At 35.1% G+C, this 25,402-nt stretch carries 22 protein-coding genes; 2 read left to right on the top strand and 20 right to left on the bottom strand.

The genetic code is table 11. The features are described from left to right. The first annotated feature begins 43 nt into the window (after positions 1 to 43). Positions 44 to 292 carry a 30S ribosomal protein S20 gene (gene rpsT, locus HMPREF3116_RS05985; RefSeq protein WP_070468345.1) on the top strand — a complete coding sequence of 83 codons (249 nt, stop codon included), beginning with the start codon at positions 44 to 46 and terminating at the stop codon, positions 290 to 292. A 94-nt stretch (positions 293 to 386) separates the two neighbouring features. On the opposite strand, the gene holA is transcribed toward rpsT, so the two are convergent. The 7 genes from holA to HMPREF3116_RS05950 all read right to left on the bottom strand — a co-directional run bounded on the left by holA (position 387) and on the right by HMPREF3116_RS05950 (position 7,863). Further along, positions 387 to 1,421: a DNA polymerase III subunit delta gene (gene holA, locus HMPREF3116_RS05980; protein ID WP_070468343.1), complete on the bottom strand. Its 1,035-nt coding sequence runs from the start codon at positions 1,419 to 1,421 to the stop codon at positions 387 to 389. Positions 1,422 to 1,431: 10 nt separating this feature from the next. Further along, positions 1,432 to 3,771 (bottom strand): DNA internalization-related competence protein ComEC/Rec2, encoded by a 2,340-nt coding sequence (locus HMPREF3116_RS05975; RefSeq protein WP_083272784.1) that lies wholly within the window; start codon positions 3,769 to 3,771, stop codon positions 1,432 to 1,434. A 1-nt stretch (position 3,772) separates the two neighbouring features. Next, positions 3,773 to 4,576, bottom strand: coding sequence for a helix-hairpin-helix domain-containing protein (locus tag HMPREF3116_RS05970; RefSeq protein ID WP_246819058.1), 804 nt, complete (start codon positions 4,574 to 4,576; stop codon positions 3,773 to 3,775). 89 nt (positions 4,577 to 4,665) lie between these two features. Next, complete coding sequence (coaD, locus tag HMPREF3116_RS05965) at positions 4,666 to 5,166, bottom strand: pantetheine-phosphate adenylyltransferase (RefSeq protein WP_070468341.1); 501 nt, start codon at positions 5,164 to 5,166, stop codon at positions 4,666 to 4,668. Then, positions 5,167 to 5,733 carry a 16S rRNA (guanine(966)-N(2))-methyltransferase RsmD gene (gene rsmD / locus HMPREF3116_RS05960; RefSeq protein WP_070468336.1) on the bottom strand — a complete coding sequence of 189 codons (567 nt, stop codon included), beginning with the start codon at positions 5,731 to 5,733 and terminating at the stop codon, positions 5,167 to 5,169. It abuts the gene before it with no gap. A gap of 180 nt (positions 5,734 to 5,913) precedes the next feature. Further along, on the bottom strand, positions 5,914 to 6,651 hold the full coding sequence (locus HMPREF3116_RS05955) for an esterase family protein (protein WP_070468334.1): 738 nt from the start codon (positions 6,649 to 6,651) through the stop codon (positions 5,914 to 5,916). 42 nt (positions 6,652 to 6,693) lie between these two features. Then, positions 6,694 to 7,863 carry an ATP-grasp domain-containing protein gene (locus HMPREF3116_RS05950; RefSeq protein WP_070468332.1) on the bottom strand — a complete coding sequence of 390 codons (1,170 nt, stop codon included), beginning with the start codon at positions 7,861 to 7,863 and terminating at the stop codon, positions 6,694 to 6,696. A gap of 209 nt (positions 7,864 to 8,072) precedes the next feature. On the opposite strand from HMPREF3116_RS05950, the gene HMPREF3116_RS05945 reads away from it, so the two are divergent. After that, a complete protein-coding gene (locus HMPREF3116_RS05945) occupies positions 8,073 to 8,732 on the top strand; it encodes a GNAT family N-acetyltransferase (RefSeq protein ID WP_070468330.1) in 660 nt (219 codons plus the stop codon). 157 nt (positions 8,733 to 8,889) lie between these two features. On the opposite strand, the gene HMPREF3116_RS05940 is transcribed toward HMPREF3116_RS05945, so the two are convergent. The 13 genes from HMPREF3116_RS05940 to HMPREF3116_RS09185 all read right to left on the bottom strand — a co-directional run. Further along, positions 8,890 to 9,582, bottom strand: a complete 693-nt coding sequence (locus HMPREF3116_RS05940) for a Crp/Fnr family transcriptional regulator (RefSeq protein ID WP_070468328.1) — start codon at positions 9,580 to 9,582, stop codon at positions 8,890 to 8,892. A 16-nt stretch (positions 9,583 to 9,598) separates the two neighbouring features. Continuing rightward, on the bottom strand, positions 9,599 to 10,150 hold the full coding sequence (locus HMPREF3116_RS05935; protein ID WP_070468326.1) for a Dps family protein: 552 nt from the start codon (positions 10,148 to 10,150) through the stop codon (positions 9,599 to 9,601). 1 nt (position 10,151) lies between these two features. Then, positions 10,152 to 10,388 (bottom strand): heavy-metal-associated domain-containing protein, encoded by a 237-nt coding sequence (locus HMPREF3116_RS05930; RefSeq protein ID WP_070468324.1) that lies wholly within the window; start codon positions 10,386 to 10,388, stop codon positions 10,152 to 10,154. Positions 10,389 to 10,452: 64 nt separating this feature from the next. Beyond that, on the bottom strand, positions 10,453 to 12,303 hold the full coding sequence (locus HMPREF3116_RS05925) for a heavy metal translocating P-type ATPase (RefSeq protein ID WP_070468323.1): 1,851 nt from the start codon (positions 12,301 to 12,303) through the stop codon (positions 10,453 to 10,455). Positions 12,304 to 12,789: 486 nt separating this feature from the next. Beyond that, entirely contained in the window at positions 12,790 to 13,794 is a 1,005-nt protein-coding gene (locus HMPREF3116_RS05920; protein ID WP_070468321.1) for a sugar transferase, read from the bottom strand. A 186-nt stretch (positions 13,795 to 13,980) separates the two neighbouring features. Then, positions 13,981 to 15,321, bottom strand: coding sequence for an accessory Sec system glycosylation chaperone GtfB (gtfB, locus tag HMPREF3116_RS05910; RefSeq protein ID WP_070468317.1), 1,341 nt, complete (start codon positions 15,319 to 15,321; stop codon positions 13,981 to 13,983). Then, positions 15,314 to 16,819: an accessory Sec system glycosyltransferase GtfA gene (gtfA, locus tag HMPREF3116_RS05905; protein WP_070468315.1), complete on the bottom strand. Its 1,506-nt coding sequence runs from the start codon at positions 16,817 to 16,819 to the stop codon at positions 15,314 to 15,316. The genes gtfB and gtfA overlap by 8 nt, the downstream gene beginning before the upstream one ends. A gap of 10 nt (positions 16,820 to 16,829) precedes the next feature. Continuing rightward, on the bottom strand, positions 16,830 to 19,184 hold the full coding sequence (secA2, locus tag HMPREF3116_RS05900; RefSeq protein ID WP_070468313.1) for an accessory Sec system translocase SecA2: 2,355 nt from the start codon (positions 19,182 to 19,184) through the stop codon (positions 16,830 to 16,832). Positions 19,185 to 19,213: 29 nt separating this feature from the next. Next, a complete protein-coding gene (gene asp3 / locus HMPREF3116_RS05895; protein ID WP_070468312.1) occupies positions 19,214 to 20,089 on the bottom strand; it encodes an accessory Sec system protein Asp3 in 876 nt (291 codons plus the stop codon). 14 nt (positions 20,090 to 20,103) lie between these two features. Continuing rightward, positions 20,104 to 21,651, bottom strand: a complete 1,548-nt coding sequence (gene asp2, locus HMPREF3116_RS05890) for an accessory Sec system protein Asp2 (RefSeq protein WP_070468310.1) — start codon at positions 21,649 to 21,651, stop codon at positions 20,104 to 20,106. Next, positions 21,652 to 23,178, bottom strand: coding sequence for an accessory Sec system protein Asp1 (gene asp1, locus HMPREF3116_RS05885; RefSeq protein ID WP_070468308.1), 1,527 nt, complete (start codon positions 23,176 to 23,178; stop codon positions 21,652 to 21,654). A 14-nt stretch (positions 23,179 to 23,192) separates the two neighbouring features. Further along, a complete protein-coding gene (secY2, locus tag HMPREF3116_RS05880; RefSeq protein ID WP_070468306.1) occupies positions 23,193 to 24,440 on the bottom strand; it encodes an accessory Sec system protein translocase subunit SecY2 in 1,248 nt (415 codons plus the stop codon). A 382-nt stretch (positions 24,441 to 24,822) separates the two neighbouring features. Beyond that, a partial coding sequence (locus HMPREF3116_RS09185; RefSeq protein ID WP_148129224.1) for an LPXTG cell wall anchor domain-containing protein occupies positions 24,823 to 25,402 on the bottom strand: 580 nt, incomplete at its 5' end.

The following is a 25,402-nucleotide window of genomic DNA, read 5'->3' as shown; positions in this document are numbered from 1 at the left end:
ACAAGTTCACTTTTATAATTTGACAGGAAAGTGGGTGTTTTTAATGCCAAATATTGAATCAGCAATCAAACGTGCTCGTCAAAACGAAACTGCTAACGCTCGTAACAGTGCGAAAATCGCTTCTGTACGTACAGCTATGAAACGCTTTGAACAAGCAGTTGCAGAAAACGCAGATAACAAAGACGAATTATTACGTCACGCTTCTAAAATGTTAGATCAAGCTGCTAGCAAAGGATTAATCCACGCTAACAAAGCTGCTCGTGAAAAAGCTCGCTTAGCAAAAAAAGTATAATCAACATTGGTAAATGGTGTTACCAAAATTGATCATTATAAAAAGCAGGAAAATGACGTACGCATTTTCCTGCTTTTTTCTTACCTTCTTTTTCTTAACTAGCTACACTACCAGAACAAAAATCTAAAATAAACCACTCAATCCCCAGATTTTGGTCTACTTTCCCTTGTTTAATATCAAAGTCTAATTCAACCAACTTCATATAACCAACCATCAATAAATTGGGTGAATAGGGATTAATCGCCTGTCCAGCCATCTTAATCCGGTAAGGATGTACACCAATTGTTTGCGCCATGGACCCCTGGTCATACCCAGCTTTTTTCAGTTGAATAATTTGTGTATATAAACGGAAATTAGACTGTAATAAGCCAAGGATTGCAATTGGTTGATTTTTTTGTGCGATTAATTCACGGTATAAGCGCAAAGCGGATGCCGAATCTTGGCGCATAATATGGTCTGTCAGATGGAAGATATTGTCATCCAATGACGGTGTCACCAATAAGTCTACATCTCGCTGGTGGATCCTTTTCTCTTCGCCAACATACAAGATTAACTTATCCATTTCTCGAATCGATTGTGTTAATTGATAATTGGTTCGTTTCAAAAATAATGCCAAAGCTTCGCGTGTCATATCCACACCTTCAGCAGCGACATATCTTTGTATGTAATCTTTTACTTGTGGCTCAGTCATTATCGAGGTATCTACAAATGTCGCTTTTTTCTTTAATTGCTTAACGATTTTCTTACGACCATCTAATGACTCATAATCTGCCACGATCACTAAAACAACACCTTCTGCTGGGTTATCCAAGTATTCCAGTAGTGAACTGTCATCTTGTTTCATGGCATTTTTCTTTTGTGTCCCGGTTAGAAACGCGGGTTGTCGCATTAAAATCAGCCGTGGTTCATTAAAAAATGAAATGGTATTGGCTTCAATCATGACGTCAGCTAAGCTATCTTCTTCCATATCAAAAGAGATATAATTCATCGCATTAGCATCTTCTTGTAAATACTGGCTTTCAATTGTTGTTAAAAACCGGTTGATTAAGTAGGTTTCAGGCCCTTGTAGTACATATATAGGGTCAATTTGCCCCTTATTCAGCGCCTGTATAGCCTTTTGTAATTCCATAACCTACCTCCTATTTTGATTGCACATGCTCTATTTTAGCGGATTTGGACCAATAAATATAGTGGCTTGCGCCCATTGTATCTGTCCGGTAAATTTTGCTTTCATTCGCTTCAAGGTCAGCTACCACTCGATCTGCTGGATGGCCATACCGATTATTCTTACCTACTGAAATCCAAGCAACTTTAGGATCCATTCGCTCAATGAAGCTTTTTGAACTTGAATGTTCTGATCCATGGTGGGCAACCTTTAAAATATCCACTGGAAGCGTGGGTAAATCATCCTCTGCTACGCCTTCAATGTCTCCAGTAAATAGAAAATGATGAAGCCCTATTTTACCATATAAAACTAGGGAATCAGCATTTTCTCCTTCTCCTATTTTCTTAGGCGCTAAAACTTGTAGTCTACTTGTCTTATCTAATGTCACCTGATCGCCACTTTTAAGCCAAATAACCTGCATATCAGGGTTCCGCCCTGTTGCTATGGCGGCTTGTATGGTCTTTAATGATGTTTTGTCCTCCTGCATGCCGATAGGTAAGTATAGTTTTTGAATTTTAAACGTCTTGGCTACTTCTTCAAATGACCCAATATGGTCAAAGTCTCCATGAGTTAAAAAGACACCGGCAATTGTTCTAGTGCCGGCAGCTTTTAGACTGGGGATAATTTGTCTTTCTGCGAGACTGTCACTATCCCGTAATTGCCAATGTTTACTAGGATCTGCTTCTGCTGATATATCGGTAAAGTTTATCTTACCCGCTAAATCAATTAGATAAACCTGCCTTTGGTATGGCGTCTCGATAAAAAAGCTATCCCCCTGTCCAACAGCTAACATGGCTACTTGCCCATAGCTGTGTAAATAAGGATTTAGGTAAATAAAAAACAAGCTAACGGCTAGTAAACACCTTATCAGCAAGTCTTTACGTTTATTAATTGTTGTCGATAAGTTTGCCAAATAAAGCAGTAAACTAACCACAAAGAAAACCAATACCCACGTGTTTAACTTGCCCGTCACCCATTGAAACCATGTCCATTTCTCGGCAAACAAAGCAAGCATTTCTATCCCCTGAATCAAATAAGCCAGCCCAGCTTGTAGCCAGGTAAAGTAAGGGCCTAACCCTATCAGTTGGATGAGTAAGATCAGTAATAATCCAGGAAATAAAAAGCTTGAAAATATAAAAGAATAAGCAAAATTTAAAATGAGGGATACCCATGAAAATTCAAAGTAAGTCGTCGTTAAAAATGGAATGGTCACAAGACTACAGATAAAACTTTGCCATAATTCCACTTGTATGACATTTTTGCATTTTGCTAGGATATATTTCCCGGAGAACAGTACGGTATAAGCTAATGCATAGGTTAGTTGAAAAGACAAAGTAAAAATGACTCTTGGATCTACGAGGAGTAATATGATCATGGACCAAGAGGTACCGATCAAAGATGACGGCCGTTGATTTCGCCTTTTCTTTAAAACGTTATAAGTATAGGCTACAAAAGACCGAATCATCCCATATGGCCAACCCAAAAAGATGGTATAAATCAGTAATATTAGTATGGCAAAGTAATCAAAGACTTCCACTGTCATACCGATTCGAAGGAGTATTTTCTTTAAAAAAGTTAGAAAATATTGAACATGAAAGCCAGAAATAGAGAATAAATGAATTAACCCAATCATTTGATAAGCTTTTAAAACTTCTCCTTCAAGCGCATCCATCTGGTTAAAAAAGAGCGATAAGGCATAAGCTGAAACAGTTGAATTAGCCAAGTTGCCTAGCCAATTCGTTACAGCTTGCCTGTTGTTGGCCAGCCAATATTGACCATCCTCTAAATCCCCTTTTAAAATCACCGTATCAGCTGACATCACCCAGTAAATGTTTTGCTTTGCTAAATAATCCCGGTAATTAAATAAGTGCGCGTTCTGGTTTTCATCAGGTTCATCTAAAGTGCCCAGTACAGTGACCTGAAAAGATTTGTCAAGCCCAATCCAGGCTTTTTGCTCTGCCGCTTCTTTAATCGTATAGAAAACTTGCACCCGTTCTTTTTGGCCCGCAACTGGTGTTTTTCCTTGAAAAGATAGCAAATTACCTGATACTTTTACATCAGTAATAGCAACATCCATCATCAGCTCAGTTTCTGTACCAGATAAATAACTTTCTCGACTATTGTCTAAATAAAGAAAATAGCTGGCGATTAAACAGTGAATAATCACTACCTGTAGGCAGAACTTCTTCTCTTTCAAGGTGAGTATTCTAAGAAAAAATAAGCCATATAGAATCCAAGCCCAAGGATGATTGGTAAGGGTTAAAACAGCTAGTAGGAGGACCCCTAGGCTATGTAAGACCAACTTATATTGCATATTAATTCACCGTGATAAAAGGTTTTAACTTCTCCAACGTTTTTTCACCTATACCAGAAACCTGTTCAAGGTCTTCAATACGGGAAAATGCCCCATTCGCTTCTCTATAAGCAATAATATCTGTCGCCCGCTTCTCTCCAATACCGGATAAAGTTTGTAACGCCGTAGCATCTGCTGTATTAATATTGACAAGTTCACTTTGAGCCGTTTCTTGATTGTCTATGTTGGATTCAGTCATTTGACTATCCATGACTAATGTTTTCGTTGAAGGATTTATTTCTTCCCCAACTTTAGGCACATAAACCACCATTTGATCCGTCACCAATTGGGCCAAATTCACCTGACTTTGATCGGCTTCTGCTGTTAATCCACCTGCCATTTCAATCACATCGTGCACCCGCATACCTGATGATACCGGTACGACTTTGGGTGTTTTAACTGCTCCTTTGATATCTACATACCAAGTTTCACTAGTGGATATACTCGTAGATGCAATTGTTTCCTCATTTACTTGACTGGACATGGCTACACTATTTGTCGTAGCTGCCCCTTCTTCAATGAGCTCTAAATCTTGATGACTATCCATCATTTGATGCGGTTTGCTTTCTGAGAACATGTCATCAATATCCACTTGCTGACTGACAAATAATTGATTACTAGCATACACAACTAAGGCCAACATTGTTAAAAAGACGACAAAAATACCCAACAAGAACGGCTTATACATAAACCATATTTGTTGGATATTCTGTTCATTTATGTCCGTTTTAAATTGTTGTAGCCAATTCTTCAACTGTTGCATCATACTCACCTCACCTATTTTATACGTTTAAATAGGTAAAAGGTGTCTAGCTACTTTTCAAATGTCACTCAGATTTAACTGATTTGAGCATGTCATCTATTGAGTTCAGCGTATTTGGCCTTAATCGCTTCATTGACATTGGCTGGTACAACACCAGAAATGTCGCCATTAAACTTCGCAACTTCCTTTATAATTGAACTTGAAACAAAACGATATTTTTCACTCGATAACATTAAAACTGTTTCAATATCTGGCGCTTGGTATTTATTCATCAAAGCAATATTCGTTTCTTGTTCAAAGTCGCTGGCATTCCGTAATCCACGAATTAAAATACCACACCCTAGTTCACGCGCAAAATTGACAGTTAAACCTGATTTCAAGTAAGTGACTTCTACATTATCAATATGTTTAGTCGCTTCTTGTGCAAGCGCTAGTTTTTCTTCACCAGTAAATAAGGATGTCTTAGTTGTATTAGTGGCTACTGCTACATATACATAATCAAACATCTTAGCAGCGCGTTCAATCATATCTACATGTCCCATTGTTAAGGGGTCAAAAGACCCTGCATACAAGGCTCTTCCCTTTGTTGTCATCTAATCTTCCTCCATTCTGTATACTAGAATTCTCGTGATGCCGTAAGTGACATCTTTGATTTGTTTAAGTGGTCCAAAAGCTTCTGGTAAGGTATCTTGCTTATCTAATTCACAAATTACACGCGCATTTGGTGATAACCAATTATCAGCTAGAAAGCGATTGATAACATCTTCTAATTGTTGCCCTTTGTAGGGTGGATCTAGGAAGACCAAATCAAATTGCAGGTCTTTATCTTCATGTCGTAATTGTTGTAGTGTTTTTCGATTATCGCCACCCTTTAAAACATACTGGTCTTCAATACGAGCTGATGCGATGTTTTCTTTAATAGTTGTTTGGGCTTGGCGGTTTTTCTCAAAGCCGTAAACCACTGCAGCACCTCTTGAAATGGCTTCAATCCCTAATGCCCCCGATCCTGCATAAAAATCTAATACCCTCGTATCTTCATCAAAATAGGGCCCAATGATATTAAATAAGGATTCCTTGATTTTATCAGTTGTTGGCCGGGTATTATTCCCTGGTACCGCCTTTAAACGATGTTTCCCAAATTTTCCAGCTATGACGCGCATAGAATTGTCACCCCACGATTTAGCATTTGTTTATATTCTACCATATCAAGGACACTCAACCTATAAGTGTCACCTCTAAAAATAAACAAGTGGCTGCTAGCAAACTTAATTGCCCTAATGAAAAAAGCGCATAACATACTGAATGCTACGGCCCTTTTTCCAAAGTTTATTTAAAATCAATTAAAGTAAGTAATCTAGGAAATACGGTAATTGCTGTCGCCACCAGATCCAGTCATGTGATACGTCTGGTCCCCATTCTGCAAACCAGGCTGGAATGGCTTTATTTTCAAAGGCCTCACGTAATTTGTAGTAACCAGGTAGGCCATCTGCTTCCCAGTCCCCTAGACCGGTACAAACGATGATATCTGCTTGGCATAAGTGGTCGATAAACCAGGGATCATCCAAGGTCCAAATGTAATCAACTGGCGAGTTGTAGTAAACGGCGAGGTCATCGCCAAAGTCGCCACCAAAGTAACGGGCATCGTAAATACCTGATAAGGCTAAAGTTTTATTGAAGACATCCGGATGTTTTAGTTGGAAGTTCAAAGCGTGATAAGCACCCATAGAACAGCCTGTCGTCATCATTGGGTCAAACCAACCAGTGTAGTGCTTAATGAAAGGTATGGCTTCTTCAATTACATAACGTTCGTAGGCATTGTGGGCCTCCGCCCGGTCATATTGCGATTTCCCTTGGTGGAGCCAAGATGGTTGATCATAGGATGATAAAGTAAAGAATTGCACTTTTCCTTCATCGATAAAATAATGCGCTGCTTCAATCATCCCAAAGTCAGCGAATTCATCTTTTGACCCACCAGATGAGGGGAAGACAACGACCGGAATACCCGCATGACCGTAGCGATTTAAGTGCATTTCTTGGTTTAATTGACCTGAGGAATTGTGTAAGAATTCTGCATTCATAATTGTTCCTCCAGTATGGGTAAAATGGCCATCAGCGAATAGCTAGCTTTCTTTGTGTTGGTGAACGTAGTTAAAAATTTCTTCAACTTCCGCTTCTGTATCTGCTAGAATGCCGAAAAATTGATTACCTTGCAAGGCTGCAAAGGCATCCGGTAAGCGTTTTGAGAAGACAAGTCGGTCGCCATAATGACTCCGTAATGCATCTTCATCATGGGCATATATAAATTGATCACGGTGAGTAATGGCTACACAATAACGGGCTGGTTCTTTAGGTGTTTCAAAGGGTTTCCCATCTACAATGCGGGCATATTGACGGAACAGGTCGATATGGTTTGCAAAGTTGTACATATCAATGGCGTACCCACCTGCTACTCGATTATTGTATTCAACTACTAAATAATCACCCCCATCTTCAAAGAATTCAATATGGAAAAAGCGTTCTTTCATGCCAAATTGTTTCACGATGGCTTGACCATATGCACGTAGTTTTTCTGGCAATTCTTTTTGGATGATATAACCATAGTCTAATTGGTATTTCAATACCTCTAAGGTTGGGTCACGGTAATATAAACCAGTTTCAAAGACGATTTCGCCATTTTGATCGATCAATCCATCATAAGACAATAATTTTGCATCTTCAATATAAGGTTCAAAGAAATAGGCATCCTTTTCATCCCAGTCAGCAATAAATTGCGCCACTGCTTCTTGATCTTTTAACTTGTAAGTCCCTGAAGACCCCACACCTGAGTTGGGTTTGGCTACTAAAGGAAGGCCAAGTTCCTTGACGATTCGGTTGACGGTTCCTTTTTTATTGGCCACTTTTCCTGGAACCGTTGGAACGCCCGCCTTGGTAAATAATTTCTTCATTTCAGACTTAAATTTAACCTTGCGCAAATCTTTTGGCTTGTTTCCGGGAATATTAAACTGTTCACGAATCTCAGCTTCCAAATTCAACCAATGCTCATTTTGCGACTCAATCCGGTCAATCTTTCCATGTTTAAAGAATAAGTAAGCCACAGCTCTTTTTACTTCATCAATATTTTCTAAATCATTCACTTTATAGTATTCAGTTAAATCATCTTTTAAGGATTGTGGTAATTGGTCATAAGGTTCTTGACCGATGCCAAGAACGTTGAAACCTTGCTGTTTTAACCGGTTAGTAAATAATTGAAAATTCTCTGGATAAAAAGGTGATGTTACAATAAAATTCATGTCAGTTCCTCCGCTCAAGGTCTTTTTTACTATACATTAATATTTGATTAGAACTTATCAATCATTATAAGTGGTAACTCATACAAAAGCAATTGCATTTAAGTTATGGGAAACGCATTCATTCGCTCTTTTAAAGCCTGCATAACGGGCATCCTGTATCATTTGAACTTAATATACGCATCGGTTAAAATGGACAACGGAGGTGTTTTATGACACAAGAAGTTACTTTAAGATCTGCCCAACCAGCAGATTATCCTGCACTACATGCATTAAACCGTGGTGCTTGGTTTAAATCAGATTATATTGCATATCCTGAAGCAACAAACGCATACGTAGACTTAGACTTAAATAGTTCCCTGAGTAATGCTTCTATGGCTACGGTAGCTGGAGTCGATGGGAAAATCGCTGGTGTGATTTTGGTTTCTGCTGATTCAGAACCTAAATACGGACGCATGTTAATGCAATCCACTATTGATGCTGCGGCAACTCTCCACGCACAAGGACAAGAAATTGCCGACTACTTTTATGATCGAATGAAAGTAGAAAGTGAATATGATGCACAATTACTAGAACAAGCACAGGCAAATACGGACTATGATGGTCGTATCGTTTTATTCATCATGGATCCAGAATTCCAAGGACTAGGTATTGGTAGCAAGTTATTCCAAGCGGCTAAAGACTATTTTGAAGCCACTAACGTGCAAAATTATTACCTATTCACTGACTCTTCATGTAATTATCCTTTCTATGACCACAAAGGAATGCACCGTGCAGGTAACATAACTTATCATCAACCCGGTCTATTTGAACCGTTTGATGGTTCAAAAAGTACTGAACCTTTTGAATTTTTCATCTATGATAATCAATAACTATAAATAAGGAGGCATGACACTGTTGTCATAGCCTCCTTATTTCATTGAATTTACTTTTTAAAATTAATAATAAGAATTAAGTTTACATACTTAAAATAGCGTTGATAAATAGTTTAAATTATTCATCAACGCTATATATCATAATTATATATCTTTAACTCGATGCAAATAATAATTCATCTAGATCAAATATTTCAATATATTTATGTGTATGTTGTTTAATTAAGCCTTTATCCTCTAACGAAGAGAACTTCCGACTGATTGTTTCCGGCGTTGTACCTAAATAAGAAGCTAGCTCCTTTTTTGACATTGGTAAAGTCACATAAGTATGATTTTCCTCATCTTCAACATATTCTGCTAGAAAATTAATAATACGAGACTCTACCTGCTCCATACCAACTTGCATCGTTTGCTTTTCTGATACCTGTAAACGCTTCGTTACATCTGAAAGTATTCGTCTCATAATTTCTGGGTAAGCATCTAGATAGTTATCCATATCTTTTTTATGAATTCTACATATGCTTACTTCTGATATTGCTTCAGCATAATTAGAATGGTAACTTTCAGTTTGAAAAATAGCCACTTCTCCCATAAAATCACCAGGATTTAGTATACGTACAGTTTGTTCACGACCGGATTCATTTAAGTGATAAATACGTACACGCCCATTATTTACGATATATAGTGTGTCATCTTTATCACCATTTCCAAATAATAACGCATTCTTTGCATAATGTACTTCACGCGCTGATTGTGCAATCAAACTCATTTGTTCTTCATTTAAGTGGTTAAAAATTGGTACTAACCGTATACAATCTACATGACTATGGTGATGGTGGTGTGCCATACAAGTTTCCTCCTAATTAATCGTTATCTATATAGTCATCGTCTTCTAACGCATCCTTATTAACAAAGGCTTGAAGTTGCCAAATATTTACATCTAAATAATCTTTATAACTAATTAGTAAATCCTCTAACGCATCATCAGCTTCTTCTTGAGCTAAACGCGTTGCACGAACGGTAAATTCACGATTAGTTCTAAAATCCTCTACTAACTGTAAGACCATTTCTTCAGCAGAATAATATTTTTCAGATGAATCTTCAGAGATTATGGTAAATTCCTGAAATTCAGCAGTTGTTGATGCTGGCTTAAATCCTGATGCTAGTAAACGTTCTGCAATTTTATCAAACCATGTCTCATTCTCATTATACAATTTCTCAAATAACTCATGCAATGCATAGAAATTTGCTCCTTTTACATACCAATGATATTGATGTAATTTTACATGTAAGGTATGAATATTGGCGAGTACATGATCTGTAACAGCTGCAGCATTAATCTTGGTATGGTGAATGTGTTCTTTATAGGCTTTTTCAGCAGCTAATTTTTCTTGTCTTTCGTTTAATGTTGTCATTTTATAATCCTTCCTTTACTTTTGAACTAATAACGGCATACCCTAAGTTTTCAATTGTGTTTTCAATTGTACTCAAATTGACCTGTTCTTCATCAAAATCCACTTTTACCTTACTTGCATTAAACAGCACTTTTACAGAATCTTTGTCTACTCCAGCAGTCTGCTTTAAACCACTTTCAATTTTTTGTAAACATGATGGGCAAGTTAATGTTTCTAATTTTAATGTCGCTTTCGTCATATCTATCACTCCTTTAATTAAATTATATAGAGTATTTTTTTTTAAAATAATTGATGCGGATCAATTATTTTAATTGATATCCTCTTAATCTCATTGCATTTAAAATAACGACCAAAATACTAGCCTCATGAACTAACATTCCAATTGACATAGACATCCATTCACTGAATATTAAACTAACGAGTAATATTATCACCACACCAACAGCAATAAGAATATTTTGTCGCATATTCGCATATGTCCCTTTAGCTAAACCTAAAGCATGGGGGAGACGATTAAAATTGGAATTCATCAAAACAACATCTGAACTTTCAATGGCTACATCTGTTCCATTTCCCATAGCTATCCCTACTTCTGCAGTAGCTAGAGAGGGGCTATCATTCACACCATCACCAATAAAAGCAACAATTTCACCATTAGACTGTCTTTCTTTTAGAAATGACTGCTTATCTTCAGGCAGCATATCGCCATGGGCCTCGGTTAAGCCTAGCTCCTTTTTAACTAAATTAACTGTACCTTGATTATCCCCTGATAATACAATGAGGTTGTTAACTCCAAGTGATTTTAATTTTTGTAAGTTTTGTTTTACACCTGGTCGAACTTGGTCACGGATTCCCATTAAAATTGTTAACTGATGATCAACTGCTGTTAATACAATTGAACTACCAGCTCTTTCTAAGGCATCTAATTTTCTAAGCACATCATCAGATAGTGGTATACTTTCTTGTTCCATTAAAGATTTGTTCCCTACCGCAACCATGTGCCCATCAACGTGGGCAATTATACCCCCACCTTTTATCACTTGTGTACGCTCTACAGATCGGGGCTTATATTGCGCTAACTTATTTGTAATAGCGTCTGCTAAGGGATGGTCAGATTCCCTTTCAACTGAGAATAATAGCGATAAATCCTCCTCTTGATTATTTCCATAGTAAACAAATTCGCTCACTTCAGGCTTTCCTTCAGTCAAGGTACCAGTTTTATCAAATAGGACTGTATCTACATTCGCAAAATGACTAATCACTTCAGAACCTTTAAACAAAATACCATTCTTTGCACCATTTCCTATACCCGCCACGTTTGAAACCGGTCCACCAATGACCAAGGCTCCCGGGCAACCAAGTACTAATACAGTAACTGCTAGTGCCGTATCTTTAGTGAATATCCAAACTAATAACCCAATGATAAGTACTACAGGTGTATACCAACGAGAGAACTGGTCAATAAATCGCTCAGCTTCCGATTTAGAATCTTGTGCCTCTTCTACTAATTCAATAATTTGACCAAATGTAGAATCTTCTCCAATTCTATCAGCAACTATTTGAATGGTACCATTATCCATAATGGTACCGGCAAATACTTCGTCACCTTTCTCTTTCTTTAGCGGTAAAGATTCACCGGTGATATTAGCCTCATTTACATGTCCCTTTCCAGTAGTTACCCTACCATCTACTGGAATCTTAGCGCCAGTTTTTACTAAGAGAATATCTCCTTCCTCTACTTCATCAATATCTACTTCTTCAAATTGTCCTTCGTGCAATTGCTTAAAAACAGTCTCTGGAGCCATTTCTGTCAACTCTTTAATCGCAGATCGAGTTTGCTTAAGTGTGCGCTGCTCTAAATATGAGCCAAATAAAAATAAAAAAGTAACAATAGCTGACTCTTCGTAATTTTGAATAAAGAAAGCACCAATTACCGCTATCGTTACTAAAACATCAATACTCACTACTTTTACTTTCATAGCTTGAAAAGCCTGTATTGCAATTGGTAAAACACCCAATATGGAAGCAATGATAAAAGCACTATTAAAGATAATCGTATTAGTAAAAATGAAATGTGCAATAAATCCTGTAATAATCAGTAAGCCATTAATAACCATGATATGATTTTTATGTTTCAAAATAATCTGTTGCATATAAATCCCTCCTATAAGTTTTTACAAATATAGTATATGCATTTTTGAGAGATCTATAATTGATGCACATCAATTCTATAAGCATAGGATAAAAATAGAAGTTAAAATCTTTTATTTTAAAAATGAATTATTATCCTTGAAACAGAAGTGAAAATTATAAATAAGCGTTTGTTATTTACAGTTGATTGAATCTTTTTTATTTTTTTAATTTTAAAGATCAATACATCTCCTACAAAAAAAGGCTTACACACTTGATAAGACCGTCTAAATTCTGGATAGCATAAAAGATATCAAAAGATTTTTATACACTGGTTACCTTTTTCCATAATATTAACTTATTTAGATCTTGCGCTCATATCTTTCTGAACAAAATAGTTAACTCAAATTTTCCACAAAAAAAAAGAGGAAGAAAATTTTACTTTAAAATCTTTTTCCTCTCATTATTTAGTTAACAGAAACTTTTTGTCATAGCCTCCTCTTCTTTTTCTATTTATTTAAAACTATTTGATGGATTGCGTCCGTTAAAACTTTCTTCGTGAATTGACCTGTTCTAAGTAAAAAGGCAAAGTTTGCTACATTTTCTTTAAATACTTCATATTCTTCCATACTTATTTTCGCAATTATTGCATCTGCCTCATCTAGCGAGTCCACGACAAAACCTAATTGATGGTCATTGATCAATTGCGCATTAGATAAATTTCTCGGGACAATAACAGGAATCCCCGCCGCTAGGTAGGTCCCCAATTTATATGAATTACACAAAGCAAAATATTCTTGGATGTCAGGATTTTCTGTCCAAACTAATCCAAATCCCCCTTCAGACAAATGACTAACTAATGCTGCATCTGAATGCCAACCTAAGTAGGTTGTTTTTTCATTCAAGTCTTCTCCTATAGGATTTGAATACACTTTAAGTGGTATCTCTCCAGCCCAATCTTTTACAAAATCAAATTTTTCTGCACTTCCAGCAAAGTGAATTTCACGCTTAAAAGTTGTTTTGGACAGATCATAAGCTATTGGATGATCCCACATTTGTTGAATAATGATGTTTTCAATAGTTAATCCTTCTTCAATGAGGCGATTTTTCATATTTTCTGAAGGTACAATCAAACAATCAACTTGATTAAAGAGTTCAATATATGGTGCCATTAAATAGTAATTAGATTTAAACTGTAATGGGACGACATCATGTAAATAGATAGCGATTTTTACATTCCGATAACTTTTTAATTTGTTGACTAAGGCTTGTTCAAACTCTAAAGAGTTCCAGGTAGGCAGTTGTAAAATAACAATATCTTCTGCAGAAACGGAAGCAATAATACCATCTAGCCGAGTCGATAGTTCACCGGGACTGTCCACAGTTATGGGATAGTTATAGATGCCCAGTTCATTAATTCCTAACTCTCTAGCCACTTGAGCCGTCATGTTTTGTGAAATCATTGCCGTTGATTCACTAGATTGTCCATACAAATTTGTAATATGTGTCCGCATGTCTTCCCCCTCTAAAATAACATTATAAGAATTCTAAGTAGTCCGAAAATCACCGATCCACCAATAATGATAGACATTAGTGTCCCAATGGTATTCTTTGGTTTCTTTTTATTTGATTTATGATTTCTATCACGTTCAGCTTTCATTTGCTGATCAATTCTTGTTTGAAATAGGTCTTTACTTTTATTAGACATCAAAATATCCCTCAATCTCTTTAAATATTTCGACATAATCTGATTTTGTTACTGAATTCGCTGCTAGTTTTTGACTAACAAGCAACTTACTATGAATCTCAGGATTCTCAATACTCATTTTTAATAATTGAATCATTTCATCGAGTTGCATACGTTGGAATACAAGATTCGGATACATGAACTTTTGATTATGCGTTGTTTCATCAAAACTCACTATAACCATTTGATAATCAAAAGCAGATCGAACTGCATTTACTATTTCATTACCATAATTTAAATCTAAGAGCCAACCTACTTTTTCATATAAATTTCTGATTTTCTGCATGCTAGCGTTGGGATATAATTGAACATTTTCATAACGATTCAAGTTGGTTAATTTAGTGGACATTTCTGTTAGGGCTACTACATGGATTTTTAACTGCGGTAACCTTTGAACTATTTCTTCTAAATGTAATATTTGATCAGAATTTGTCGCAATGATCGCTTCATTTATCAAGTGCTCATTCTTTTTAAATGTATAAATGTATCCCAAATCATAGATAGGAATATCACTGTCACTTGAAACAAGTACTTTAAGGTGATCAGCGTATATTTTATCTGTCACAACAATCTGTTTGGTACTTGTTGAACCAGTTAAAATCATCTGCATATTACCAGGTATTTCACCCTTCGTATCTTCTTGCCAAATTAGGGTACTTTCCTTAGTTTCCTTACTATGTAACATAACTAGGAAAGGCAGTGCTAATGTATTATAGATGATATATGAAAGATTTACATCGTGTGCTCGTAGCGTATAAATGATAAAATCTATTTCTGTTTGGAATAATTGCATTCCATGCTCTTCCATTAAGATGTAAGTCTTAGTGTGATGGTTATAAATAATCTTTTCACGACCGTTACTATCGAAATAAGTAGTCGTCATCATACGTTGATCCTTTGTTAAAACTGTCTGCTTATAACGTATCCCTTGTTTATTATAGCCATCTATCCACCGTATATTTCCATGCTCATCAAACCATTCTACACGTTCTATAACTCTACTTTCACTTATTTTTGCAAAATGGATTTGTCCTCTTTTCTTATGATAGTCAATAATTTCACCTGATTGATTTGTCGCTGATATCTCCCAAAACTCTGGGACTGCAAGCTCATTAAAATAAAGTGGTTCACCGTCTAATGGATTATCTAGCCAAAGTTGATAAATACTTTGGACATCATCAGGCAAGAAACCATCATCTTGGCAAACAAAGGTCGGATAGGAAAATCCTGCTTTTATTAATGATTGGTGAAAATCTTTACTTAGTGAACTATAATCATTTAATAAATTAATCATCTAAAAGCTCCTTTACTAGGTTTTCCCACTTTTCTTGTACTTGATCTTCTAAAAATTTTCTTGCTAAATCATAAGATGCTTGTTGCATTTGTTGAATATCATTTTCGTAAAACCGCACCAATGCATCCGATAAATGTTGAATGTGTTTTTCATTATTAAAAATATCATCAAATGGTAAAAGATAGCCATTTTCTCCATCATTGATGAAAGTGATATTCCCATAGCGAACATTGAAACCTATTATTGGTAATCCAGAACCCACAGCCTCCATAAGGGTAAGCCCAAAGCCTTCACTTGTTGAAGCACTCAAATACAATTCATACTGCTTATATATATATTTTAAGTCAGCATGTCCTTTCAATTGAATGTAATCTGAAGCATCTAATTCTTCAATTAATTTTAGCAGTTTTTGTTTGCTACCCCCTTCACCGTAAATATCAAATGTTAATTGTGGTAGCGTTTCTTTTGCTTTTGCAACTGCTTTAATTAACCAATCAATATGTTTTTCTTCAGCTAATCTAGAGGCCGTTAGGATTGCATATGGCCTACGATGAGCAGTCGGTTTCACTAATTCTTCCAAAGCACCTACTGGAATAGTAAAAATCTTAGACATTGGCTTATTGTCTCGTACAAAATGTGTGTTTAAGAGATCTTTTTGTGTTTCGGTTGCTGTAATGAAAAAGTCCATCGCTTGGCGATTAGTGAATTGATACTCGTAATAATTATTCCACAATAAGTGCTTATCCGTGGAGCTTGATTCACTAAAATGCTCTGCATGTACAACTGTTCCAACCTTTGCAGTGCCTTTATTTTCTAGAACCGCTTGTGCAATATTCGTTGCCCGGTCTATGATGACAATATCATTGGCAGTAAGATTTAGTTGACGAATAAAATAACCGATGAATTTTTCCTTACTATAAAATATTTGATTATTGATTAAGAAAATCGACTCCGATTCATCAATAATTTCTTCTAACGCCGTTGTACCATCTTGGTTAAAAAATCTGCGTTGATATACAGTAGCTTTTTTCTCATGTGGTAGATAATACTCAGAAAATACTCTTGTAAATGAATAATAGTCTTTTCTTGTTAAAATACCATTTTGAACAAATTCTACCCTTTGTAGAAAGTCGTCTTCTTCGTTTGAGAGATAACCTGTACAATAATTTTGTTCCCCAGAAAAGTACCACCGATATATTTTTCCATTACGTTCTTCATTAATAATAGGTTGACGTATAGTTTGTTTGAAATCAGTAATTGTATAGGTTGTGGCTGCAATCGGGATATCTGAAAAATATTGATAAAGCCAAATAACTTCATCATCTTGAAAGCCGATATTCTCAGATAGATGTTGGATGTTCTCTCCAGTAAACATATCCGTAAAAATAAATTTTGCAGGTATTTTAGCGCGATTTAGTAATTTTGCACGGTAAGCTTGTGCATATTCAACACCACTACTTGCCCAACCTAAACCTTTGTTAATGTTATAAATTGTCATCTAATCTCTCCTATGAGAATTGTATTATCCATTCACCTTTCTGATTTCTTTCAAAATAAGATAAGGCTAAATGTTTTACCATGTTAGTATAAATATTTTCTCTCATTCTTTTAAAAGCACGAGTTGCTTCTTTTTCGTATTCTGTCATCACATTTCTTTGGGCTACTTGGCGACTGGTTACAATCTTCTTATATTGCTCCATGTAATCCACTTGCTCTATCCAACCTTCATCTATTGATTTTAAGACCGCTTTCTGTAAAAAGACTTCTAATAAATCTGGATCTGTTATTTCCAATTGCTTAGTATGTAATTGATCTGCGAAAATTTGATGCAATAGTTGCTTCACTTCATCTAAATTCTTCAAATCAACTTGGTTAATTTCCTCTGGTAGTTGATAGGATAGATGGTCAAAAATATACCGTTTTAACCTTTCTTTTGTTAAAGGATAGTTATTTCGCAGAAAAATATCAAAAGCCTCATCCACTTTAGTCCGGATCATTTCAAAGGATAATTTCCTATCTCCGTTGATAATTTGGCTTCGGTCCTGATAAATAATTTCTCTTTGTATACGTAAACTCTCATCAAATTCCATAGACATATGTCTGTTAGATCTTCCGGCTGAGTCACTAGCATCCTGGGCTAAATCAAAAATTCTTATCAGTTTCTTTTGACTTAAAGGACGATTACCTTGGTTATACTTATCAATACTTAACTGTTGCTCACTCCATTTAGTAATTAATTGGTCTTCTAATGAGCCAAAAAATTTACTTTTTCCTGGATCTCCCTGTCTTCCAGAACGTCCTCTCAATTGTAAATCGATTCTTTTACTTTCCATCCGTTCTGTCCCAATAACATATAATCCACCAATTTCTTTAACTTTGTTTCCTAACTTAATATCAGTTCCTCTACCTGCTATTGATGTTCCAATAGTGACTGCACCAAGCTGTCCAGCTTCTTTGATAATCATTGCTTCCTTAGGCAAGTTATAAGCATTTAATACATTATGTGGAATACCAATACTTAATAAAATATCTGAATACAATTTAGACATACCACCTGAACCTGTAGCTAATAGAATTGGCTGGCCAGTGGCATGAACACTATTTACCAAATCGATTACAGCAGTTACCTTTTCTTCCAAAGTCATAAAGAATTGATCAGGTTCATCAATTCTTGCTACTGGTTTATTAGTTGGTACAACGGTCACATTCAGTCCATAGGTTTCTTGAAATTCTGCTTCCGCAACTTTTGCAGTACCACTCATTCCAGCAATTTTTGGAAATCTTTTAAATAGATTTTGATAAGTAATAGAAGCCATCGCTCGTTGGTTAGCTGTTAATTCAACCTCTTCTTTAGCTTCAAGCGCTTGGTGGTACCCAGACTGTAATTTTGTGCCTTCCATTATTCGTCCGGTTTGTTCATTTAATAACTTTACTTCCCCTTTAGAAACAATATAGTTACGATTTTTTTCATATAAAAAATTAGCTCTTAAGGCTAAGAATACATGACGGTTTAGCTCTATATTTTTGGGGTCAAATAAATTATCTATTTTAAAATATCTTTCACAAGCTCTTATGCCTTTTTTAGTTAGCCAAACATTGTCCCTATCTTCATCAAATTGATAGTCAATATTTTCATCTAATGTCCGAATAAACTGATCGGTGATAATATATAAATTTGATTGCACACGTGGCATTCCTGAAATAACTAGAGGTGTTTGAGCGCCATCCAATAACACTTCATCTATCTCATCAATAATGACATAATCTATATTTCTTAGGTATTGGTCATCTTTACTAGCAGCCAGGTTTTCAAATAAATAATCAAACCCATAGCCCGCATGCGTCGTATAAATAATATCTGCATCATAAATCGCCCTTTTTTCTAAGGCGGTCAATTTATTGTCTTTACCAGTATCTTCTATAGCATTCGAAATAGATAAACCTAACCATTGAAAAACAGGACTCATTTCTTCATAATCACGTTTACTCAAGTAATCATTCGTCGTCACAATCATAGCGCCAGCACCATTTAAAGCATTTAGATACAAGGGAAGAGTTGCTGTTAAGGTCTTCCCTTCTCCTGTTTTCATTTCGGCGATTTCTCCTTGATGGAGAACAATTCCACCGAGTACCTGAACATCATAGGGGTAGTAACCTAAAACTCTCTTATCAGCTTCTCGTACCACTGCAAAAGCTTCAGGCAATATATCATCTAAGCTTTCTCCTGCCACTAGTCGCTCTTTAAATTGTGCTGTCTTAGCTTGTAATTTCCCATCACTCAAGTCTGCCATCTCTTTAGCTAAGTGATTAATTTGCTTTAAAATAGTGACATACTTCCTACGAACAGGTTGATTTAATCGCATTTTTTCACCTACCTCCACATTGTTTTATCCTAGCAATCTTTACCCATATCCAAAGGCATATAGGTACGTTTATAGAGAGGTAACATCAAATCATCTCTATCTGCTTGTCCATTTGTTAAAGAATATAGGTTAGGTGTTATTCCTTCTTCTTTTAAATCCTTCAATATTTGCCAGATATTTATATCTTTCTTTTCAACGAATAATAAATTTACTTGCTCCAATGATGAAAATTCTTTCACCAGCTCTTTAATTTCTTTTGTAATATATGTTTCACGACACTCAATACCGGTTGCTAATATAGAAATAGCTTGGTTCGAAAATCTACTATCTTCAATCTCAGTTATCACTCTGCCTGTAACAGGCTCTCTACCAGTTATCTGTATGTTTAAAAAATCTTTGTTTAAATCAATATGTTGAAGAGTATTTCGCCATAACTTTGCATTGTCTAATGTCTGAGTTTGCTTATCTTCTTCATAAAGAATTAGTTCTCTAAATATAAAATTATCCAGTCCAGCATTAATGAGCGTAATCTTATAAAATAAACATTGTGATGGTATAGAAAATTCAATTTGATTCAAATCATAAAACATCTCTTGAATTAGATCATGATGATAATTATAGAATGCTATCTTGATTTTTAACTTTCCTTCAACATTATTTGAAACTACAGCTTGTAAAGCATAGTGATTACCTGGTACCAAAGTCGGTAATTGAATTGGTTCGCGTGTTTCTTGGTAATGAACCCGTGAGGACCATTCGTGAATAACCTTTCCAGAAGGCATTAAAGTATTCTCCCAATACAGTAATTCTGAGTCGGTGCTATAGCGAATTTGGCTACCGTATAAAAAATCTTCTTGTCTTAATTGTCCCCACTTAATGATATTGATTGGTTTCCAGTTAGACATAATTCATCTCCCATTTATCCAATACTTATATTTAACCTTTTCAATTGTGCGAAAAACCATTGGTTGATACCAGGACTATTGTCATTATGTCGACCTACTAATCCTTTACTAATAATGTTGATTTCTTTTTCGCTGAGATAGTTTAATAAATCAAAATATGCCTGGCTGTCGTAATCATCCTGCATCATATAGGCTATGGCAATGGTGCTATCTTCTGGAAATTTCGCTTTTTCTAAATATGGTACAATTTTATTGTTTAACTTTTCGTAACGCTCTTCCCCTTGGTCAATGAACTTATTAACCAAATCTAATGAAGTTTCAAAGGCTTCTGGTCGGTGTAAAGGTACGTTCCTTGCAATATCGCCTAAATTAATTAATGGCTTACCCACTACGATTGCACGTGCTTCTAATCTAGCACCATAGTAAATAGCACCGTAAGTACCCATTGATAAACCAGAAATAACTAATTGTTTAGTAGAGAATGATAACAAATCTAAATAGGTTTGAATGACATGCTCAATCTTTTGCTCATATTCTGATGAACCCACATAGAAACATCCACCTTCCAAACGTGGATCACTTATTAATAGGAACGGTTTACCTAAATTCTTCATCATCCAATAACCTTCAAAACCTTCTGCAGTTCGATAGCCAGAGAAATAAACATTTAATGGTGGTTGTAGATCTCCTGGATTAAAGTAATAAAAGAATTCGTTTCGCTGGCTATCTCGACTAACTTGCCCACCTAACAACATTTCACCATATTGTTCGCGAGATTTCCGATAGTGAAGCGGACCAACTTTAATAGTACCTTGCCCTTTTACCTCAATAGATGCTGCTAAATAGGTAAACTGTTCAACATTCACATTGATATTGTGTGCCATTTCTGTTTGTGTAAAAGTACGACGTATTACTTCGCCTGCTGAGTCAATAAAATGTAAAACTAATCTCAAATCTATTTGATTATCAGCATCGTACTCTAACCACAAATCAGTCGTTGCATCACTTCCTAATCCTATATTGTACTTCCAATAAAGCAATTGAACGTAGTCACTTTGATTAATTTCACTAATTTCAACATAGTTATTGCCATTGTAGTAGATACTACAATTATCGACATGATTTACCACAATATTTTTCACATGCAATTTCGTGCCATTTTGGCCAATAAAAAAATCTTTTTTTACTGTAGCAATTACGCTTGTAATATCCTGCATATCAATGTAATGCACGAATAAATATTTAAATATAGGAAAATGATTAATGATAGTATCAGAAAGTTCCTGATTTACTAAAATGGTGTAGGGTTCTATATATTGCTGTAGATAAGAAAAATCAAAATTTGTGCCCAATTCAGAAATAATAACGACATCAAATGATGTTATTTTTTCCTGGTGATTCTCTTCTTCATTATCTTCATTTGCGTTTAAAACAACATGTAGCTTCTCTTGCTGTACATCCACATCATCACAAACATTGATATAATACCAAATTAAACCATCTTCATTCCGTGATTCCCAACGCTCTCTACCAATTTGTAAAATATGTAGCTTTTTATCCATCTATTCAATCTCCAAGTATTTTGCCCATTTTTTCACTAGTTGTTCACTATTGTTTTCTGCAATCTTTTCTATCGCAAAAACTAACGAACGATTCCAATTTTTCAAAGTATCTAGATAATAATGAATGGCTAGTGGCAGGTCTTCAATAGACTGAATAATATAACCATTTTCTTCATGTTTTACATACGGTGTTTCTCGTTGATTGATTTGAGGGATTCCTGCACTAATGCTCGCAATTTGAGTATAAAGATGTGGGTTTTCACTTAAATCAATTACTAATCTAACAGTTGAAAATGAAGAAATGACTGTCAACTCTTCTCTTACTTGTCTGAACACAAAATATTCTTCATCTTCTGTTTCAATATTCAGTGCATTTATCTTTTCATTAAACGATTCTTCGCTGATAAATCTATTATTTAAAGTTTTCACAAATTGTACTATCTCAGAATTTTGGTCATTCTGTTCGTTATAGCTAGCAAATATCACTTGAATATCTTTATTACGTTGAATTTCTTTGAACAGCAATTCTCCAATTTTATATATTAAGTCCTTTTGAATGTTATCGATATTTACCCATATATTTAATTCTTTAACTTCTTGACTAACACCTAAATTCAATCGACTATCATATGGCGAAATTATAGCAGTTGGTACTTGATCAGTTAACGGCGCTACATTTTTTAAAATATTGTCAGAATCGGCAACAAAAAAATCAATACCTTTAACGTTCTCATAATCTATATAGGACTCATCATTATTTCTTTCAGAAAAAAATGACAAAACTTTTTTTCCTGGTATTTCATTATCTAAAAAGTATCGATTATGCTCGTTACTAGCAGCTATGACGACTACATCTTCTGCTGTAAATTCTTTGATTTTTATATTCAAAACTGCTTCTATGAGTGAGGATTTAGAAGCAAAAAATCGTTGTTTTAATTTTCCTTGTATCTTAGCATTTTCAAATATTTCAAAGGTACCCTCTTCTACAAAATATATAAATTGTTTTTCACCTAATAAATTTAGGAAAGTAGTAGATATGTGTTCACCTTGTTCATATATTTGAATACTAGATATAAAACCCCTATCATCAATAACATATCTTCTATATATAAGGCCTTCTTCAAAATGATCAATCCATAACACGTTCCCTGCTTCATTAAAGTAAATCTTTGCATACATGGCATTAGCGTTCATCGCTACAATAACATATGGTGTGGTGATAAATTGAATATCCTTAGGCCAATTTAATTCCTTATAATTAAAAGGTTGGATGGTACTCAATTTCTCTTGTTCAATTCCTTGTAACTGATCAAAAAGAGACCAGCATGAAATATTTAATAATTGTTGTCGATTTAAAAAGGTTCTTAAGTTTGGTAGATAATTTAATACTAATAAATTAGTTGACAATGATTGGGCAGCAAACATTCTACTTTGATTCACAGTATCATCAAATTCAATTTCTTTAGAAAGATATTGCCAAGGTAGCGATAATTTTTCTTGATACCATGCTGGTATAAAGTAATACATCTCCATACTCCTTTCTACAAGATTGACGCATATTGCCCTCTTATATACACAGTTTGAATCTCTTGAATAATTGTGGCTACTATTGATACCAAAATAACAACATTCGCAACCAAGGTACTTACTTCGCTTAACGAGGGTTCTAATAATCCAATAATCCAAGGTACGGTCGTTGCTATAGTCAGCCAAGTTGCACCAACGAAAGCCATTCCCCCAACCTTTTTTGTTAGATAATCGTAAGTAGGTTTGCCACTGGGTACATTAGCAATATAATCTCCAGATTTTTGTAAATCCTCAGCTAGATCTCTGGGACTAATATTAACGAAAGCAAAACCTATACCTAATCCAAATATTAAACAAGCATAAGTAATTACACCCAATGGATCACTCATCTGTAAGTGTAAAATTAAATATTGCAATACTTTATTATTGGGAATGATAAGTGTGAGCGCTTGAAATAAATATTGCGGTAAGCTCATTACTGTTAAAGCGTACATAATGGGCAATCCTCCAGCAGGATTAAGCTTTATGGGTAAATAAGAGTCATTTGCAAACTGACCACTAAGTGTTATACGGTGTAAAGGAACACGTTGTTCAGACAGTTCAACAAATATTGAGGTAATAAATATAAAAACTATCCAACAACCTAAAAATAGTAGAAACTGTAGTTGCACTTCAGAAAACATTGTGCTATCTAAATAAAATAGCTCTTTTATAAAATCAACCCATTTAAGAATAATACCCGCTAAAATAATAATAGTTGTATTACCGAATCCAAATAATGCATTTTGATTACCTAGCCATATTAAAAAAAAAGTACCTGAAACTGAAAATAAACAAGTAGCCATTAAGACTAACCAATAATTATTTAAAAAACTTATTTGTTGATTAAATTGCACATTCGATAAAATACCAAGACTTTGAATAATAGCAATAATCAGTGTAAGTATACTTTTCCATCTATCTACTATCCTAGTTGGCATTTTACGTTCATCAATGAAATCACCTAGAGTGATAAAACGCCATAAAATCATCATAGACATGTATGGACCAATACCTAAAACAAAAACAGAAAGACTAGCTATATCTCCTCCTGTAGCCATACTAATTGCCTCAAAAAAATGAGAATTATTTACTGACTGTTCTACATCTACTAAAGGTAATGGAATATTCCTTCCTATAATAAAGATGGTTAAAATGATTAAAGTAAAAGTTATTCGAGTACTTAGCATACCCTGATTGATTGTGTGTCTTTTATTATTCATTAAAAACTTCCTCTATAGAATATTTGCTAATCTCTTTCTTTCTCCAATTATTAAAAAGAAAATAACTCATTATATATTTTACTAGAAATTATTCGAAATCGAATGTCAGTTTCTCGTTTGAAACACTTTGAAATGAAATCATTCTTATAGTTTTATTTAAGTAATTTATATTTCATCAAATTAACAAAAATTATGGCTCTACAATATATAGGACTGATGACTTTTTATCATCAGTCCTATTGGATAAAGAGCCAAAATGATAATTCATCACAGTAAAAAAGTGCTAGAGACTATCTTTCAATATTCTCTAGCACTTTTAATATACTTAAGCAGCTTTTATCATTTTTCAATCTTTGAAACTAAAAACCTTTACGGAAATAACTTATTTTTCATCTTTTTTCTTTTTAGTAAATAAACCGCCCAATCCGAGTGCTGTTAATAATGCACCAATATTTGAAAAACCATTAAACATTGATCCAGTATTCGGTAATACTCCACTCGTATCAAGTAAGTCATCAGCTTCATTTTCTGCACGATGGATTTCAGATTCAATCGCTTCTTCAAGTGATTCGGATGCACTCATTGAAGTTAATTCAGACGTAGACAATGACTCTGAAGGAGCTTCTGAAATTGACTCAGATTCACTCACTGATGCGCTTGTTGATGGTAATTCTGAATCACTTAATGATGCTGACTCAGTCGCACTTACTGATCCTGATTCAGATGCACTTATTGAAGCAGACTCAGATGGACTTACTGATGCTGATTCAGACGAGCTTACTGACGCTGATTCAGATTCGCTTACTGAAGATGACTCAGATGCACTTGTTGATACTGACTCAGACGCACTTACTGAAGCAGATTCAGATGCGCTTGTTGATGCTGACTCAGATGGACTTACTGACGCTGATTCAGATGCGCTTACTGATACTGACTCAGATGCGCTTACTGACGCAGATTCA

Source organism: Aerococcus sp. HMSC10H05 (assembly GCF_001806975.1).
Lineage (GTDB): Bacteria > Bacillota > Bacilli > Lactobacillales > Aerococcaceae > Aerococcus > Aerococcus viridans_B.
The sequence above is the reverse complement of the archived record's forward strand: the minus strand, read 5'-3'. Positions and strand labels throughout refer to the sequence as shown.

Excerpts from the sequence above, each read along its gene's own strand:
- rpsT (WP_070468345.1), top strand. The coding sequence starts at position 44 with ATGCCAAATATTGAATCAGCAATCAAACGTGCTCGTCAAAACGAAACT.
- holA (WP_070468343.1), bottom strand. The coding sequence starts at position 1,421 with ATGGAATTACAAAAGGCTATACAGGCGCTGAATAAGGGGCAAATTGAC.
- HMPREF3116_RS05975 (WP_083272784.1), bottom strand. The coding sequence starts at position 3,771 with ATGCAATATAAGTTGGTCTTACATAGCCTAGGGGTCCTCCTACTAGCT.
- HMPREF3116_RS05970 (WP_246819058.1), bottom strand. The coding sequence starts at position 4,576 with ATGATGCAACAGTTGAAGAATTGGCTACAACAATTTAAAACGGACATA.
- coaD (WP_070468341.1), bottom strand. The coding sequence starts at position 5,166 with ATGACAACAAAGGGAAGAGCCTTGTATGCAGGGTCTTTTGACCCCTTA.
- rsmD (WP_070468336.1), bottom strand. The coding sequence starts at position 5,733 with ATGCGCGTCATAGCTGGAAAATTTGGGAAACATCGTTTAAAGGCGGTA.
- HMPREF3116_RS05955 (WP_070468334.1), bottom strand. The coding sequence starts at position 6,651 with ATGAATGCAGAATTCTTACACAATTCCTCAGGTCAATTAAACCAAGAA.
- HMPREF3116_RS05950 (WP_070468332.1), bottom strand. The coding sequence starts at position 7,863 with ATGAATTTTATTGTAACATCACCTTTTTATCCAGAGAATTTTCAATTA.
- HMPREF3116_RS05945 (WP_070468330.1), top strand. The coding sequence starts at position 8,073 with ATGACACAAGAAGTTACTTTAAGATCTGCCCAACCAGCAGATTATCCT.
- HMPREF3116_RS05940 (WP_070468328.1), bottom strand. The coding sequence starts at position 9,582 with ATGGCACACCACCATCACCATAGTCATGTAGATTGTATACGGTTAGTA.
- HMPREF3116_RS05935 (WP_070468326.1), bottom strand. The coding sequence starts at position 10,150 with ATGACAACATTAAACGAAAGACAAGAAAAATTAGCTGCTGAAAAAGCC.
- HMPREF3116_RS05930 (WP_070468324.1), bottom strand. The coding sequence starts at position 10,388 with ATGACGAAAGCGACATTAAAATTAGAAACATTAACTTGCCCATCATGT.
- HMPREF3116_RS05925 (WP_070468323.1), bottom strand. The coding sequence starts at position 12,303 with ATGCAACAGATTATTTTGAAACATAAAAATCATATCATGGTTATTAAT.
- HMPREF3116_RS05920 (WP_070468321.1), bottom strand. The coding sequence starts at position 13,794 with ATGCGGACACATATTACAAATTTGTATGGACAATCTAGTGAATCAACG.
- gtfB (WP_070468317.1), bottom strand. The coding sequence starts at position 15,321 with ATGATTAATTTATTAAATGATTATAGTTCACTAAGTAAAGATTTTCAC.
- gtfA (WP_070468315.1), bottom strand. The coding sequence starts at position 16,819 with ATGACAATTTATAACATTAACAAAGGTTTAGGTTGGGCAAGTAGTGGT.
- secA2 (WP_070468313.1), bottom strand. The coding sequence starts at position 19,184 with ATGCGATTAAATCAACCTGTTCGTAGGAAGTATGTCACTATTTTAAAG.
- asp3 (WP_070468312.1), bottom strand. The coding sequence starts at position 20,089 with ATGTCTAACTGGAAACCAATCAATATCATTAAGTGGGGACAATTAAGA.
- asp2 (WP_070468310.1), bottom strand. The coding sequence starts at position 21,651 with ATGGATAAAAAGCTACATATTTTACAAATTGGTAGAGAGCGTTGGGAA.
- asp1 (WP_070468308.1), bottom strand. The coding sequence starts at position 23,178 with ATGTATTACTTTATACCAGCATGGTATCAAGAAAAATTATCGCTACCT.
- secY2 (WP_070468306.1), bottom strand. The coding sequence starts at position 24,440 with ATGAATAATAAAAGACACACAATCAATCAGGGTATGCTAAGTACTCGA.